Source organism: Pseudomonas gingeri, from assembly GCF_013386115.1.
In the GTDB taxonomy this organism is placed as follows: Bacteria; Pseudomonadota; Gammaproteobacteria; order Pseudomonadales; family Pseudomonadaceae; genus Aquipseudomonas; species Aquipseudomonas gingeri.
In genome coordinates this window covers 60,399-74,207 of sequence record NZ_JACAOR010000001.1, presented here as the reverse complement: position 1 = coordinate 74,207, position 13,809 = coordinate 60,399, and the positions used below count along the sequence as shown (strand labels likewise).

14 protein-coding genes and 1 pseudogene are annotated in these 13,809 nt (G+C 63.1%); 9 read left to right on the top strand and 6 right to left on the bottom strand.

Features of this window, described 5'->3' with window-relative positions; all coding sequences use genetic code 11:
• The first annotated feature begins 217 nt into the window (after positions 1–217).
• From HX881_RS00340 to HX881_RS00325, 4 genes are read left to right on the top strand one after another with little or no spacing between them, the layout of a single operon-like run.
• Positions 218–1,360: a fumarylacetoacetate hydrolase family protein gene (locus HX881_RS00340; RefSeq protein ID WP_177082121.1), complete on the top strand. Its 1,143-nt coding sequence runs from the start codon at positions 218–220 to the stop codon at positions 1,358–1,360.
• Positions 1,357–2,322 (top strand): C-terminal binding protein, encoded by a 966-nt coding sequence (locus tag HX881_RS00335; RefSeq protein WP_085983789.1) that lies wholly within the window; start codon positions 1,357–1,359, stop codon positions 2,320–2,322. Before HX881_RS00340 ends, HX881_RS00335 begins: the two co-directional genes overlap by 4 nt.
• A 23-nt stretch (positions 2,323–2,345) precedes the next feature.
• Positions 2,346–3,107 (top strand): SDR family NAD(P)-dependent oxidoreductase, encoded by a 762-nt coding sequence (locus tag HX881_RS00330; RefSeq protein ID WP_017127531.1) that lies wholly within the window; start codon positions 2,346–2,348, stop codon positions 3,105–3,107.
• 9 nt (positions 3,108–3,116) lie between these two features.
• Positions 3,117–4,151 carry an NAD(P)-dependent alcohol dehydrogenase gene (locus HX881_RS00325; RefSeq protein ID WP_017127532.1) on the top strand — a complete coding sequence of 345 codons (1,035 nt, stop codon included), beginning with the start codon at positions 3,117–3,119 and terminating at the stop codon, positions 4,149–4,151.
• Between the two features lie 117 nt (positions 4,152–4,268).
• Here HX881_RS00325 and HX881_RS00320 read toward each other — a convergent pair whose 3' ends face one another.
• The 3 genes and pseudogenes from HX881_RS00320 to HX881_RS00315 all read right to left on the bottom strand — a co-directional run bounded on the left by HX881_RS00320 (position 4,269) and on the right by HX881_RS00315 (position 5,668).
• Entirely contained in the window at positions 4,269–4,553 is a 285-nt protein-coding gene (locus tag HX881_RS00320; RefSeq protein WP_146049235.1) for a hypothetical protein, read from the bottom strand.
• A gap of 7 nt (positions 4,554–4,560) precedes the next feature.
• Positions 4,561–4,695, bottom strand: a pseudogene (locus tag HX881_RS32670) (RES domain-containing protein); the annotation flags it as partial.
• A gap of 49 nt (positions 4,696–4,744) precedes the next feature.
• Positions 4,745–5,668: a LysR family transcriptional regulator gene (locus HX881_RS00315; protein ID WP_017127533.1), complete on the bottom strand. Its 924-nt coding sequence runs from the start codon at positions 5,666–5,668 to the stop codon at positions 4,745–4,747.
• 128 nt (positions 5,669–5,796) lie between these two features.
• Here HX881_RS00315 and HX881_RS00310 point away from each other — a divergent pair, with 128 nt between their 5' ends.
• Positions 5,797–6,546, top strand: coding sequence for a creatininase family protein (locus HX881_RS00310; RefSeq protein ID WP_017127534.1), 750 nt, complete (start codon positions 5,797–5,799; stop codon positions 6,544–6,546).
• 79 nt (positions 6,547–6,625) lie between these two features.
• Here HX881_RS00310 and mdeB read toward each other — a convergent pair whose 3' ends face one another.
• On the bottom strand, positions 6,626–9,322 hold the full coding sequence (gene mdeB / locus HX881_RS00305; RefSeq protein ID WP_177082120.1) for an alpha-ketoglutarate dehydrogenase: 2,697 nt from the start codon (positions 9,320–9,322) through the stop codon (positions 6,626–6,628).
• 117 nt (positions 9,323–9,439) lie between these two features.
• Between mdeB and HX881_RS00300 the strand changes: the two genes are divergently transcribed.
• The 4 genes from HX881_RS00300 (at position 9,440) to HX881_RS00285 (ending at position 12,835) form a co-directional block, all read left to right on the top strand.
• Positions 9,440–9,913, top strand: coding sequence for an Lrp/AsnC family transcriptional regulator (locus tag HX881_RS00300; RefSeq protein ID WP_370591011.1), 474 nt, complete (start codon positions 9,440–9,442; stop codon positions 9,911–9,913).
• Between the two features lie 147 nt (positions 9,914–10,060).
• A complete protein-coding gene (locus tag HX881_RS00295; RefSeq protein WP_103033049.1) occupies positions 10,061–10,465 on the top strand; it encodes a TIGR03757 family integrating conjugative element protein in 405 nt (134 codons plus the stop codon).
• Positions 10,462–11,409, top strand: a complete 948-nt coding sequence (locus HX881_RS00290; RefSeq protein WP_042935956.1) for a TIGR03756 family integrating conjugative element protein — start codon at positions 10,462–10,464, stop codon at positions 11,407–11,409. Before HX881_RS00295 ends, HX881_RS00290 begins: the two co-directional genes overlap by 4 nt.
• 25 nt (positions 11,410–11,434) lie before the next feature.
• Positions 11,435–12,835, top strand: a complete 1,401-nt coding sequence (locus HX881_RS00285; RefSeq protein WP_017127540.1) for an integrating conjugative element protein — start codon at positions 11,435–11,437, stop codon at positions 12,833–12,835.
• A 53-nt stretch (positions 12,836–12,888) separates the two neighbouring features.
• On the opposite strand, the gene HX881_RS00280 is transcribed toward HX881_RS00285, so the two are convergent.
• Both HX881_RS00280 and HX881_RS00275 read right to left on the bottom strand, forming a co-directional pair.
• Positions 12,889–13,440, bottom strand: a complete 552-nt coding sequence (locus HX881_RS00280; protein ID WP_052328584.1) for an STY4526/YPO1902 family pathogenicity island replication protein — start codon at positions 13,438–13,440, stop codon at positions 12,889–12,891.
• A gap of 63 nt (positions 13,441–13,503) precedes the next feature.
• The gene (locus HX881_RS00275; RefSeq protein WP_017127542.1) at positions 13,504–13,695 is read right to left on the bottom strand and encodes a hypothetical protein; all 192 of its coding nucleotides are present in this window, start codon (positions 13,693–13,695) and stop codon (positions 13,504–13,506) included.
• Between the last annotated feature and the right edge of the window lie 114 nt (positions 13,696–13,809).

Below are 13,809 nucleotides of genomic sequence, written 5' to 3'. Positions count from 1 at the left end.
TTTTGCAATAGCCCTTTCGAAAATCACCCGGACAAGTGACGCACCGCCATCGCTGGCGAATGCCTGAAACACTTAATATTCGCCTTATTATTCAGAATATTAGCTATAAAAAAGGGAAAAAACCGAGAAAATGCCGATTTCTTTCATGCAAGACTGCTTGACCGTGCTCAAAATCGAAACGTAGCATTACTAGATATCAACAATAAGGAAACCGCTCATGCTGCCCACCTCACTCAAACACGCCAAACTGGTCGGTCGGGTCTGGCTACCAGGCAAAGGTCCTTCGGTAGTCATCCTGCGGGACAACCTGCTGGTCGACATTACCGAGTCGGTCGTGTCGATGGCCGACTTCCTCGACAACAACCCGGCAGAACGTTTCGACTCATTGGCCGGCGAAGCGGTTGGCGATCTGGCCGACCTGATCCTCGACCCCTCCGAGATGGGCTATCACTCCGACCGTCCCTGCCTGCTGGCGCCCTGTGACTTCCAGGCACTCAAGGCCTGTGGCGTGACGTTTGCCCGCAGCATGGTCGAGCGCGTGATCGACGAACGCACCGCTGGCGATCCGGCCCGCGCCGATGAGCTGCGGGCACGGATCGGCTCGCTGATCGGCGACAGCCTTTCCAACGTCCAGGCCGGTTCGCCCAAGGCCGCCGAGATCAAGGCTGCGCTGATCGCCGAAGGCCTCTGGTCGCAGTACCTGGAAGTCGGCATCGGTCCGGACGCCGAAGTCTTCACCAAATCCCAGCCCATGGCGGCGGTCGGTTATGGCGCCCAGGTCGGTATCAACCGGATCTCGGAATGGAACAACCCCGAGCCCGAAGTCGTGCTGGCGGTGGACAGCCAGGGCAATATCCGTGGCGCCACCCTCGGCAACGACGTCAACCTGCGCGATGTCGAAGGGCGTTCGGCCCTGCTGCTGGGCAAGGCCAAGGACAACAATGCCTCCTGCTCGATCGGTCCGTTCATCCGTCTCTTCGACGAACACTTCACCCTCGACGATATCGAGAACGCCACCCTGACCCTGTCCGTCAGCGGCCTGGACGGTTTTGAAATGTCGGGAGGCTCGAACATGGCCGAGATCAGCCGCAAGCCGGCCAACCTGGTGGCGCAGACCCGCAACACCTCGCACCAGTACCCCGATGGTTTCATGCTGTTTCTCGGCACCATGTTCGCGCCGACCCAGGATCGTGAACAAAAGGGTTCGGGTTTCACCCACAAGGCCGGTGACCTGGTGGAAATCTCGACGCCGCTGTTGGGCACCCTGCGTAATACCGTCGTCTACTCCGACGAAGCCGCGCCCTGGACCTACGGCACCCGCGCACTGATGCGCAACCTGGCAAAGCGGGGGCTGCTATGAGCCGCACAACGATGAAACTGGTGGTCACCGACCAGGCCTTCGGCAACACCCGCCATGAAAAAGCCGCGGCGGAGGCTGCCGGCGCCGGGTTCTTCGAGCATCAGTGCCGCACCGAAGAAGAAACCCTGGAAGCGGTACGGGATGCGCATGCCGTACTGAACAACTTTGCGCCGATGACCCGCCGCGTGATGCAGGCGATGGCGCCGGGCGCGGTGATCGTGCGCTACGGCGTCGGTGTCGACAACGTCGATCTCGCCGCGGCCAGGGAAGTGGGAGTGCGCGTGTGCAACGTGCCGGACTACGGCATCGAAGAAGTGGCCGATCATGCTGCCGCCATGACCCTGGCCCTGGCGCGCAAACTCGACCACTACGGCACGGGCATCCGTGAGGGCGAATGGAAGATCGCGCAAATGGTCGATGGCGTGCGCTCATTGCGCGACACCACCGTCGGCCTGATCGGCCTCGGGCGGATTGCCCGTGCCTACGCGACCCGCATGGCGGTGTTCGGTTGCCGCATCATTGGCTTCGATCCCTATGTCACCCACCAGCAGGCCCGTGCCGCCGGGATCGAGCCGATGTCCCGCGAAGAGGTCATCAGCATGGCCAACGTGCTGTCGCTGCATGTGCCACTGACGCCCGAAACCCGCCATGTCATCGATGCCGCCGCCATCGCGCGCATGCCTCGTGGGACGATCCTGATCAACTGCTCCCGGGGTGGCCTGATCGACGAAACAGCCCTGAGCGCGGCGCTGGTCGGCGGCCACCTCTCCGGTGCCGGACTGGATGTCTTCGAGCAGGAGCCCCTGCCCACCGGTTCGCCACTGCGTACCGCGCCCCATGTGCTGATGTCGCCCCACGCGGCGTTCTTCTCGGACGCCTCGGTAGACACCCTGCAGCGCCTGGCCAGCGAAGAAGCGTTGCGCGGCCTGCGCGGCGAAGCGTTGCGTTGTGCGCTGACCTGAGAGCAGACCTGGAGGGACGGACGATGAACTACCGTGAAAAACAATCGCTGACCGGCAAGCTCGCACTGGTGACCGGCGCGGGCCAAGGCATCGGCGCGGCGATCGCCGAGGCGCTGGCCGCAACGGGTGCCGAGGTGATCTGCACCGATATCCTGCGCGAACGCGCCGAGGCCACCGCGCAGGCACTCAACGCCAAGGGCTACCAGGCCCGGGCCGAGGCCCTCGACGTGACCGACAGCACGGCGGTCAATGCCCTGGCCGCCGCGCTGCCGGCGCTGGACATCCTCGTCTGCAATGCCGGCATCGTGACCAATACCCCGGCAGAAGACATGAGCGACGCCGAATGGGACAAGGTCATCGGCGTCAACCTGGGCGGCGTGTTCCGCACATGCCGCGGCTTCGGCCGGCGGATGCTCGAGGCCGGGCGCGGCTCGATCATCAATATCGGCTCGATGTCCGGGCAGATCGTCAATGTTCCGCAGCCCCAGTGTCACTACAACGCCTCCAAGGCGGGGGTGCACCATCTGACCCGGTCCCTGGCGGTGGAATGGGCCGCACGCGGTGTCCGGGTCAATGCCGTTGCGCCCACCTATATAGAGACGCCCCTGCTGCAAGGGCTGGAAAGCCAGCCCGGGCTGATCGAGAGGTGGCTCGAAATGACGCCCGCCGGGCGCATGGGCCAGCCCCACGAAATAGCATCCCTGGTGCAGTTCCTGGCATCGGATGCAGCCAGCCTGCTGACGGGCTCCATCATCACGGCCGATGCCGGCTATACATGCATATGAGGTGTCACCATGGCACAGGCTCTTGTTCTCGAAAGTCCGCGTCAACTCGCCCTGCGCGAGATCGAACTGCCCGCCGTGCTGGGCACCAGGGACGTGCGCATACGCATGGATGTAGTCGGTATCTGTGGCAGCGACATTCACTACTATCGCCATGGCCGTATCGGCCCCTTTGTGGTCGATGCACCGATGGTCCTGGGTCATGAGGCCGCCGGCACGGTGCTGGAGTGTGGCGCGGAGGTGGTCGACCTGAGTCCGGGCGATCGGGTCTGCATCGAGCCCGGCATCCCGGATTTTTCCAGCCGCCCCAGCCGTATCGGCCAGTACAACCTCGATCCGTCGCTGACCTTCTGGGCAACGCCGCCAATCCATGGCTGCCTGACCTCGGAGGTGATACACCCGGCGACGCTGGTCTATCGCTTGCCCGCCACCATCAGCCAGGCCGAAGGGGCCATGGTCGAGCCCCTGGCCGTGGGTATGCAGGCTGCCACCAAGGCCGGCGTGCAACCGGGCGACGTGGCGCTGGTGCTGGGCGCCGGGACCATCGGCATTCTCACCGCACTCTGTGCATTGGCCGCCGGCTGTGCCCGTGTGCTGATCTTCGACCCGGCCGCCGAAAAGCTGCAGAACGTCGCACACTACCCGGGAATCGAGGCACTGACCGGCCCCGACCTGAGCGGCCAGGTGGCCGCATTGACGCAAAAGCGCGGTGTCGACCTGGTCTTCGAGTGCTCCGGCGCCGCCGCGGCCTTTGTCGATCTGGCGAGTCACCTGCGTCCCGGCGGCACCGTGATCTGTGTCGGCATGCCGGCATCCACGGTGGCCCTGGATATCGTCGCGCTGATGGTCAAGGAAATCCGCCTGGTGACGGTGTTCCGTTACGCCAACGTCTATGAACGCGCGATCGCCCTGCTGGCGAGCGGCAAGATCGACGTGAAGCCGCTGATCACCGCCAGCTACCCGTTCGACCGCTCGATCGAAGCCTTCGAGCGCGCCGACCAGGCGCTGCCACGGGACGTCAAGTTGCAGATCACCCTGCCCGCATGAGCGGCATTTGAACCTCACTTTCGGGCCACGCCTGCATGGGCATGGCCCGATTGCAAGGACTGATCACTTATAATGATGCGTATACAAACGCTTCGAAGGCTGCCGCTCTAGTCGGGTTCATATTTTTTTTGCTTCGGCAATAATGTCATTCGGGTCAGCAAAACTGCTTTTGCCCTTCGCAGATACAAGCGTGACAGGACTGCCCGCTGCAAAAGTGATTGTGCCACCGGAATCAACCATATTAATGGTCACATTTGAAGCGGAGGTGAGTACGTCAATCTGACGAGCTTCTCTTTCGCTGCAGGGCCAAACATACTCAATATTGGTATCTATCTCTGTGTATCGAAGACGCCCCATAAACACCTCAATTCCCTTTCCATAAGTAAATGCAGCCTTGAACAAACACGGCTTATTTGAACAACCGAGTATCTAGTCCAAACCCTTCCTGCGAGACAAGCCTGAACTGCCCTGCCGCCAGATCGCAACTCACCAGCAGATTCCACAAGTGCAGAGTCACTGCCGAAGGAGTCAGTACAAAAGGATACGACATTTGACCCAATCAAAACGCCAAATGTCGCCAACTGACCAACAATCTATATCGCCTCGCCGCCAGCAAACATCGGCAAACGCTGCAGCATCCAGCGCAACAACTCCTGGGGCGCTGCGGCCAGTGGCCGGCCAGACTTCACCAGCAGTTTCGCCTCGATGCCGAGGAACAATGGGTGATCGATCGGGACCGCTGCCAGCTCTCCCCGGGCGATTTCCCGGTAGGCGGCGAACTCGCCGAGCAACGAGGCAAAATCCCCGGATGCCACCAGGCGCTTGAGGGCGACCAGGGAGTTGCTCAGCAGGGCCGGCCGCACCTCGATCCCTTCGGCGAACTCCAGCATCTTCAGCGCATGACCGATGCCAAATGTGCTGGGCGTCAATACCAGCGGACAGGCCAGCATGTCCGCGACGGTGGCCGACCCTCCGCGTAAAGCCAGCGGATGATCGGGGCGCACCAGCAGAATCAGCGGTTGCGGCGACGTGGCCCGGTACTGGATATGCGGATGCGCGGGAGGATTGTAGGCCAGCCCGATGTGCGCACGATTCTCGGCGACCTCGCCCAGCACGTCGTCGACCGGCAGGATATCCAGGCTGATATCGAGTTTCGGATACTGCTTGCAGAACGGCGCCAGAACGCTGTCTGCCAGGGTCTCGACATAGCCCTCGCTGGTGACCACCCGCACATGCCCCTGCTGCAGGCCCTTGATGGCCTGCAACTGGTCTTCGAGCCGCTCCTGGTGCGATCGATAGCCACGCCAGAACTCCAGCAGGTGCGCGGCGGCCTCGGTTGGCCGGACACCACGGGCCTGGCGTTCGAACAGCCTGGCGCCGAGTTCTTCTTCCAGCAGCTTGATCTGGCGCGTGATGACCGAAGGCGAGGTATTGATGTTGTCCGCCGCCCCACGAATCGAACCGTGGACCAGCACCTCATGAAAATACCGCAGCCGTTGTTGATTGATCTCGCGCACGACGGGGCACTCCTCCGGACATGACTGTTGCTTGCAGGGCAACGATACATGAACTTGGTTGCTCTTGCTGATACCGACAGGCCGGAGCACCATGACTGGCAACAAACACAGACCCACGAGGAACCCACATGCTTTTACACCTGTCGACCTGGGCCGAGATCGGACAATTTCTCCAACGCAGCCGGACCATCGTGGTTCCCATCGGGTCCAACGAGCAGCATGGACCGACCGGCCTGCTGGGCACCGACTGGATGTGCCCGCAGATCATTGCCCATGAGGCGCAGAAAAACGCCGATATCCTCATCGCACCGACCTTCAATATCGGTATGGCCCAACACCATCTCGGCTTCGCCGGAACCATTTCCCTGCGGCCTTCGACTTTTATCGCCGCCATCGGCGACTGGACACGCTCGCTGGCCGGCCATGGCTTCGAGAAAATCCTTTTCCTCAATGGCCACGGCGGCAATATCGCCTCGATTGAAGCGGCGTTCTCGGAGCTTTACGCCGAAGCCAGTTTCGCCCGGCGCCCGGCAGGATTCGCCCTGAAGCTGTGCAACTGGTGGGATCTGGAGGGAGTCGGTGAACTGGCCCGCCAACAGTTTCCGACCGGGCATGGCTCCCATGCCACGCCATCGGAGATTGCGATCACGCAATGGGCCTATCCGGAAGCCATCAAGTCCGCCGAGTACTCACCGCAGATCGCACCCTCGGGCCCCATCCGCGAAGCCCTCGACTTCCGTGCCCGTCACCCGGACGGCCGCATGGGTTCGGACCCGGCCCTGGCGACACCGGAAAAAGGTCGCGAACTGGTGATGCTGGCGGCACAGAGCCTGGTGCGCGAACTCGATGCCTTCAGCCGGGAACCGATGCCCGGTTGAGTCGGCGCCCGAGACACGAGCGCACTCCCGCGGCGGACCGTCCAAAGCCCGCCCCGGGAAGGACATGCCGTCCGGGCGCTCAGCAGGTCCAGGCACTGTCGCTGTCGACCGCCAGGGCGTAGCGCTCGATAGCCTGGGCACACAGGCTGCGATCGAGATGCCCTTCGTCGGCCAGTGCCGACAAGGCGGCCAGGACGATGTGATGACGGTCCACCTCGAAAAAGTCGCGCAACGCCGCCCGGGTATCGCTGCGCCCGAAGCCGTCTGTCCCCAGCACGCAGTAGCGCGACTCGATGTATGAGCCGATCAGCTGCGGCAAGGCGCGGACATAGTCCGACACCGCAATCACCGGCGCGCCCTTGGGCAGGCAGTCGGCCAGATGGCTTTGCCTGGCGTGTTCCAGCGGGTGCAAACGGTTCCAGCGTTCGACCTCACGGGCCTCCCGGGCCAGTTCGCTGAAACTGGTGACGCTCCAGACTTCACTGTCGATCTGCCAGTCGCTGGCCAACAGTTCGGCGGCCGCCTGGGCTTCGCGCAGGATCGTGCCCGAGCCCAGCAGCCGCACCTGGCCTTTCGGCGTCGGTTCCCCCGGCTCGCTCAAACGGTACATGCCACGAATGATGGATGACTCTACCCCCTCAGGCAGCGAGGGTTGCGCGTAGTTTTCATTCATCAGGGTGACGTAGTAGAACTCGTCGACCTCATGTTCCATCATCTGGCGCATACCGTGATCGAGGATGACCGCGAACTCGCTGGCAAAGGCCGGATCGTAGGCGCGACAGTTCGGGATGGTGGAGGCGATCAGGTGGCTGGAGCCGTCCTGGTGCTGCAGCCCCTCGCCACCCAGGGTGGTACGCCCCGCGGTCGCGCCCAGCAGGAAACCTCGCGCCCGCTGGTCGGCAGCGGCCCAGATCAGGTCACCGACACGCTGGAAACCGAACATCGAGTAGTAGATGTAGAACGGCAGCATGCGCAAGCCGTGGACCGAATAGCTGGTGGCCGCCGCCACCCAGGAGCTGATGGCGCTGGCCTCGCTGATCCCTTCTTCGAGTATCTGGCCGTCGGTAGCTTCGCGATAGCTGAGAATCGAACCGATGTCCTCCGGCTCGTAGCGCTGCCCGACGCTGGAGTAGATGCCGATCTGTCGGAACAGGTTGGCCATGCCGAAGGTACGGGCCTCGTCGGCGACGATGGGAACGATCCTCGGTCCCAGTTGCCTGTCCTTGAGCAGGTTGCCGAGCATCCGCACAAAGGCCATCGTGGTGGACATCTCCTTGCCCTCGGCCCGGGTGGAGAACCCCGCATACCCGTCGATGGCCGGGACAGTCACCGGCGCGGCTTCGCGGTTGCGCGACGGTACGCTGCCGCCGAGCAGTTCGCGGCGATGGCGCAGATAACGCATTTCCGCACTGTCTTCAGCCGGTTTATAGAAGCTCAGGGTTTCCACTTGTTCATCCGACAGCGGCAGGCGGAAACGGTCGCGAAAGGCCAGCAGCGCTTCCCGATCGAGTTTCTTCTGCTGGTGCGTGGTCATCTTGCCCTGCCCGGCCTCCCCCATGCCGAAGCCTTTCTTGGTCTGGGCCAGGATCACCGTCGGCCGGCCTTCGTGCAGGCTCGCCGCCCGGTAGGCGGCATGGATCTTGAGCATGTCATGGCCGCCGCGCTTGAGACGGTCGATCTGTTCATCGCTCATGCCTCGAACCAGCCGGGCCAGGGCTTCGTCCTGTCCAAAGAAGTGTTCGCGGTTATAGGCGCCGTCCTTGGCGGCAAAGGTCTGGAACTGGCCATCGACGGTTTGCGACAGCGTACGCACCAGCAGGCCGTCATCGTCCCGCGCCAGCAGCGCGTCCCAGTCCGAGCCCCAGACCAGCTTGATCACGTTCCAGCCAGCTCCCTGGAACAACGCTTCCAGTTCATCGATGATCCGCCCGTTGCCGCGCACCGGACCGTCCAGGCGCTGCAGGTTGCAGTTGACCACCCAAGTCAGGTTGTCCAGCCCTTCCCGGGCCGCCAGGGTCAGGGCCGACATGCTTTCCGGCTCATCCATCTCGCCATCGCCGAAGACGCCCCACACATGGCGGTCGGTGGTGTCCTGCAGGCCGCGATGGTGCAGGTAGCGCATGAACCGCGCCTGGAAAATCGAGCTGATGGGACCGATGCCCATCGAGCCGGTGGGGAACTGCCAGAAGTCCGGCATCAGCCAGGGATGCGGGTAACTGGACAAGCCCTGGACACCGGCCTTGCGCGCGCTGATCTCCTGGCGATAGTGCTCCAGTTCGCGCTCGCCCAGGCGCCCTTCGAGAAAGGCGCGGGCATAGATGCCCGGTGCCGAGTGCGGCTGGTAGAACACCAGGTCGCCGTCGAAGCGATCGCCACGGGCCCGGAAGAAATGGTTGAAGCCGACCTCGAACAGGTCCGCCGCACTGGCATAACTGGCGATATGTCCGCCCAGTTCGCCATAGGCGCGATTGGCGCGGACCACCATGGCCAGGGCATTCCAGCGGGTAATCGATGCCAGGCGTTCCTCGGTGGCGAGGTCGCCGGGAAAGCGCGGTTGTTGCTCGACCGCAATGCTGTTCACGTAGGGACTGTTGGAGGGCGGCTGCCAGGCGACTGCCGGGGTCCGCGCGATCTCGGCCAGCATGTCGAGCACCTGCCTGGTTCTCTGCGGGCCGCTGTTGGCCAACAGCGACTGCAAGGCGTCACGCCACTCCTGCAGTTCATCGCTGTCTGCCGTGGCTTGTGCAATGGAATCGATAGAGTCAAAACGGTTCATTGGCGCCTCCTCTTTTTCTTATTAGTCTATGCCGGGCCAGGCAATTTTTTTGACCGTTATGAAGCAAAAACCGCATGCTTTGCGGCATAAAAGTCCGCCAACAATAAAACTGGAAGCATAATGAACTTCGATAATATCGACTTGAAGATCCTCCGGGAGCTGCAAAGGGACAGCAGCCTGTCCAACGTGGAATTGGCCAGGCGCGTGCATCTCTCGCCCTCGCCCTGCCTGACTCGCGTCAAGGCCCTGGAGGCCTCCGGCTGCATCCGCGAATACGTGGCCCTGCTGGCGCCCGAGCACCTGGGCCTGCGTTTGAACGTGTTTATCTCCATCAGCCTGAAACAGCAGGGACGCGAGGCGCTGCAGAATTTCGAACGGCAGATCTGCGAATGCGACGAAGTGATGGAGTGCTACCTGATGACGGGCGACGCCGATTATCTGATCCGCGTGGTCATGGCGGACATGCAGGCGCTGGAGCATTTCATCATCGAACGGCTGTCGCCGATGCCGGAAGTCGAAAAAATCCGCTCCAGCCTGTCGTTGAAACAGGTGCGCTACAAGACAGCCCTGCCGTTGAGCAAGGAGCACTGAGCCGCTTCGCCCCAGCCGCCTCGTTTGCGGAACGGGGCGAGGGTCTTCCCGTGCCGGCAGGAAACTCCCGGGCACAAATCAGTTTTCCTGCTGTGACCATGGCCCGTTTTGCAGAGGATCCAGGCTTCTGCCACTCGGATCTTGCCCATGAATCTCTCACCTTCCCTGCCGCAGGTTGGCGCCGTCGCCCTGCTGGCTCTTGCTCCAGCCTGCTTCGCCAGCACCTGGGTCATCACCGACTCGGCCCATCCCGTTGAAGTACCGGCGGACGTCCGCCTGATCCATCTCGATCGCCTCGATCACCTGGAGGTGATGCTTTCCAAGGGCCTTCCCGCCGACCCTGAAGAGGCACAGGCGGTATTCCAGGAAAACATGACCGCCGAATCCAGCGCGGACATCAGTCGTGCCCACCAGGACATCGTGGACGCCTGGAGCCTGGGGATCACCCGGATCCCGGCCGTTGTCGTCGATCACCGCTATGTCGTCTATGGCGATCCGAATCTGGAGCGGGCACTGGCGAAGATCGAACGGTTCCGGAGGGGCAAGCCATGAGTCATCGTTTACCGCGATGGGTTGCCAGGTCATGGCTTCCGGCATGGCTGGCGCTGTCCTATTGCGCCATGAGCCCGGCCCTGGACACCGCAGCCATCGTTCCCAGCGTCGCGTCGTCGAGCTGCCTGGAATACCAGGTCGTGGGGGTGTGCTACTGGTTGCGTTGCACCACCTTCGGCTGCGAGGTCAAAACTTCTTCGAAGGTTCGCCATTACGTACCGGATGCCGTGGTCTCCAGCTACTCTTCGACAGGACGCAATCCCTGGGTCGAAGTCCGGGCCCTGAGCGCGGCCACCCCGGGGGCACAGGGTGGCGGCAGCGGCACCAGCGGCGCCCCGCACGAAAACAATCTCTCGGTGTTCAAGAACGTCGACGTGATCGGTCATCCCGGAATCGCCGCGTTCAATGCCTTTGCCAGCGGCTCGGGCTACACCTGCGAAGGTGCCGGCACGCCCTATGTGCCCAATCTGCTCAGCACCCTGGACACGCTCGGCTGGCGCCACGGCATTCCGGAAAGCGTCTTCCCGCAGTCACTGATCCCGGGACTGCGGGAAATCGGCAGCCGGCTCGCGTCGAACCTGTGGGGAAGTGTCTACCCGCGCAGCGGCTTTGTGCACCAGCCCGACGACTACAAGGCTTCCGCCGTGACGGCCCAGCGCGCGGGCGACATCGTGACCCGCCCCGGACAGGCACATGTCTATCGACCACTTCTGGCGCCGGCCGGTCCGGGCTACTGGCCTGCCGGGGAGCTGCGCGAGTCCGATGCGCAGACCGGCAAATGGCAGGCGTTGACGCCCACCGCCAGTACCACCTGTTCGGTCTTCCCCGAACCGGGGCCCCACCTCCAGGCCATCGATGGCGGCTACGCCTGGTCGCTGTGGCGCCCCTACACCTGCTGCAAGCGAGAAGGACAGACCTTTCTCGGCAGCACCGGCCCTCACTGATTGTCTTTCATCACGGAGCACTGCCATGACTCGGATATCCCTTTTTCCACGCCCTTGCCCCAGCCCCTGGCCGGTCCTGATCGTCGCCCTGGCCAGCCTGCCCCTCCTCGCCGCCCCGCCCGGTTTCAGCGGTGCCGGCAGTGTCATCGGTGACGACGTGTTGTACCGCATCGGCGGCGGCAATGCGGTGAACATGGGACGTGCCGGCAGCATGCAAAGCATCGGCGTCGGCGTGGGCTGGAACAACAATCTCATGTGCGGAAACATGGACCTGTCCACCACCCTGCATAACCAGCTCAACGGCATCACCGACGGTTTCCAGAGCATCATGGGCAGCCTCATCCAGAACGCCACCGGTGCCGTCGCCTCGCTGCCGGCACTGATCATCCAGCGAGCAGACCCGGGCCTGTACAACCTGCTCACCAACGGCATCCTGCAGGCCCGGCTGGACTTCGACCGGTCCAAGGCCAGTTGCCGTGCCATCGCCGAACGCATGGTCAACGTCGCCGGCAACCAGAGCAGTTGGGGCGCCCTCGCCGAAGGCCAGGCGCTCAAGGAGGCCATTGTCCAGAACCAGGACGCCGTGGCCGTGACCGCCCAGGCCGAATCAGACAAGGGCAACACCGGCATTCCCTGGGTGGGTGGCGACAAGGCCGGCGGCAAGCAGCAGCCACCGATCCAGGTGATCGGGGAGGTGACCCGGGCCGGCTACAATCTGCTCAATGGCCGCAGCGCCACGGATACCGCGAGCATCGCGCCCGCCGCCTGCAACAGCGGCCTGCTGTGCGATACCTGGCAGTCCCCGGATGAGGCAGCGGCGTTTGCCAACCGCGTTCTCGGGGAAGTCCAGCAGCAGACCTGCGAAGGCTGCACCCCGAGCACGGCCACCGCCGGGGTCGGCCTGACCCCGCTGATCCAGGAAGAGTACGAGAGCAAGCTGCAGGCGCTGCAAGCGCTGATTGCCGGCAGCAAGCCGACCAGCCTGGAGAATCTGGCCGAGGCCGGCAGCCATTCGATGCCCATCACTCGCGGCATCATCACTGCCTTGCGCGACGAACCCGATCAGGAACTGCTGGCGCAACGCCTGGCTTCGGAAATCGCCGTCACCAGCGTGCTGGAAAAGGCCCTGCTGCTGCAACGCGCCCTGCTGGCCGGCAACAAGGAACCCAATGTCGCCGCCAACGAGATCGCCACGCAGACCATCGACGGCGAGCGCGACGCCTTGCAGCAGGAAATCACCAACTTGCGGACCGAGCTTGAACTGCGGCGTTCGCTCACCAGCAACTCCCCCGCCGCCATCATTGCCCGTCATCAGGAACGCAAGGACAACTCGCGCACCATCTACGAAGGCGACCCGGACACCAACCGCCTCGAATCGATGGAAAAAAACCTCAACGGCAACGGCCACGGCAGTCCACGCCCCTGATCAGGCGCGCCCTCGCCGCCATCTTGCCGCGGGGCGCGTCCATCAACCGGCCGTCACACCAGCCCTTGTTCGATCCAGCTCTGGACAAGGCTCCAGACCATGGTCAGGTTCAATTCCGGCTCACATTCGGTCATCCCCATGGCGACGAGCAGCACCGCTCGCGGGTCCCCCGGGTCCGTCGCCTGTTCCTTGGTCAGGCGCACCCAGTGCTCCCAGAGGCAGAGTTCCTCCTCGGCACCGACCTGGGGCCAGCGGCCCTTGCGATGGGGGATGCCCAACATCGTGCGGCGGATGGCGACTTCCTTGGCCGACAGGCCGAAAAGCTCGAGGATCATCGGAGAACTGGCACCCAGGGTGATCGCGCGGCTGATCAGATCCTCCTCCTCGCTGTCCTTGACGTGGCTCAGCAGCCGGTGGACGACCGGACCATTCACCACCACCTTGAACCAGGGCACCGGCGAGTTCACCAGGGCCCCCATGCAATGGGGATCGATCAGGGTCTGCAGGTCTTTCTCTTCAAGGCCCATGGCCAGGCAATTGCGCAACTGGCCGTTCTTGATGTTGTTCATGATCTGAAAGGCGACTGCCAGATTCAAGGCGTGCACATAAACCTCCACTACTCCATGTGTCAGATAACGGCCCCGCTCTCGGGCCGGTCATTGTCAGTTTCAGCAATCCTTCGGCTCGGCGACATCCCGGCAATAGTCCCCACGCTCGACACTCAGTATCTCGACACCCGCCCAGCCCTCCATGCGACAGGCCAGCTCATAGACAAAGCGCCGGTTCCTCGATTGCTCAGTGCTGAGCTTGAGTTGGACGGTGCAGACGTCTTCGCCAGTGGTATCAGGACTCAAATCCATTTGTTGTTCTCCCTGTGATCGCTATCGCATCAGGCGCGATAGACGCTGATGGCTTAGCGGCCGAAGTGAACTTTCCTCGGCTGGCCTGCGAAATCATTCCACAGGTTCACAGCC

Excerpts from the sequence above, each read along its gene's own strand:
- HX881_RS00340 (WP_177082121.1), top strand. The coding sequence starts at position 218 with ATGCTGCCCACCTCACTCAAACACGCCAAACTGGTCGGTCGGGTCTGG.
- HX881_RS00335 (WP_085983789.1), top strand. The coding sequence starts at position 1,357 with ATGAGCCGCACAACGATGAAACTGGTGGTCACCGACCAGGCCTTCGGC.
- HX881_RS00330 (WP_017127531.1), top strand. The coding sequence starts at position 2,346 with ATGAACTACCGTGAAAAACAATCGCTGACCGGCAAGCTCGCACTGGTG.
- HX881_RS00325 (WP_017127532.1), top strand. The coding sequence starts at position 3,117 with ATGGCACAGGCTCTTGTTCTCGAAAGTCCGCGTCAACTCGCCCTGCGC.
- HX881_RS00310 (WP_017127534.1), top strand. The coding sequence starts at position 5,797 with ATGCTTTTACACCTGTCGACCTGGGCCGAGATCGGACAATTTCTCCAA.
- mdeB (WP_177082120.1), bottom strand. The coding sequence starts at position 9,322 with ATGAACCGTTTTGACTCTATCGATTCCATTGCACAAGCCACGGCAGAC.
- HX881_RS00295 (WP_103033049.1), top strand. The coding sequence starts at position 10,061 with ATGAATCTCTCACCTTCCCTGCCGCAGGTTGGCGCCGTCGCCCTGCTG.
- HX881_RS00290 (WP_042935956.1), top strand. The coding sequence starts at position 10,462 with ATGAGTCATCGTTTACCGCGATGGGTTGCCAGGTCATGGCTTCCGGCA.
- HX881_RS00285 (WP_017127540.1), top strand. The coding sequence starts at position 11,435 with ATGACTCGGATATCCCTTTTTCCACGCCCTTGCCCCAGCCCCTGGCCG.
- HX881_RS00275 (WP_017127542.1), bottom strand. The coding sequence starts at position 13,695 with ATGGATTTGAGTCCTGATACCACTGGCGAAGACGTCTGCACCGTCCAA.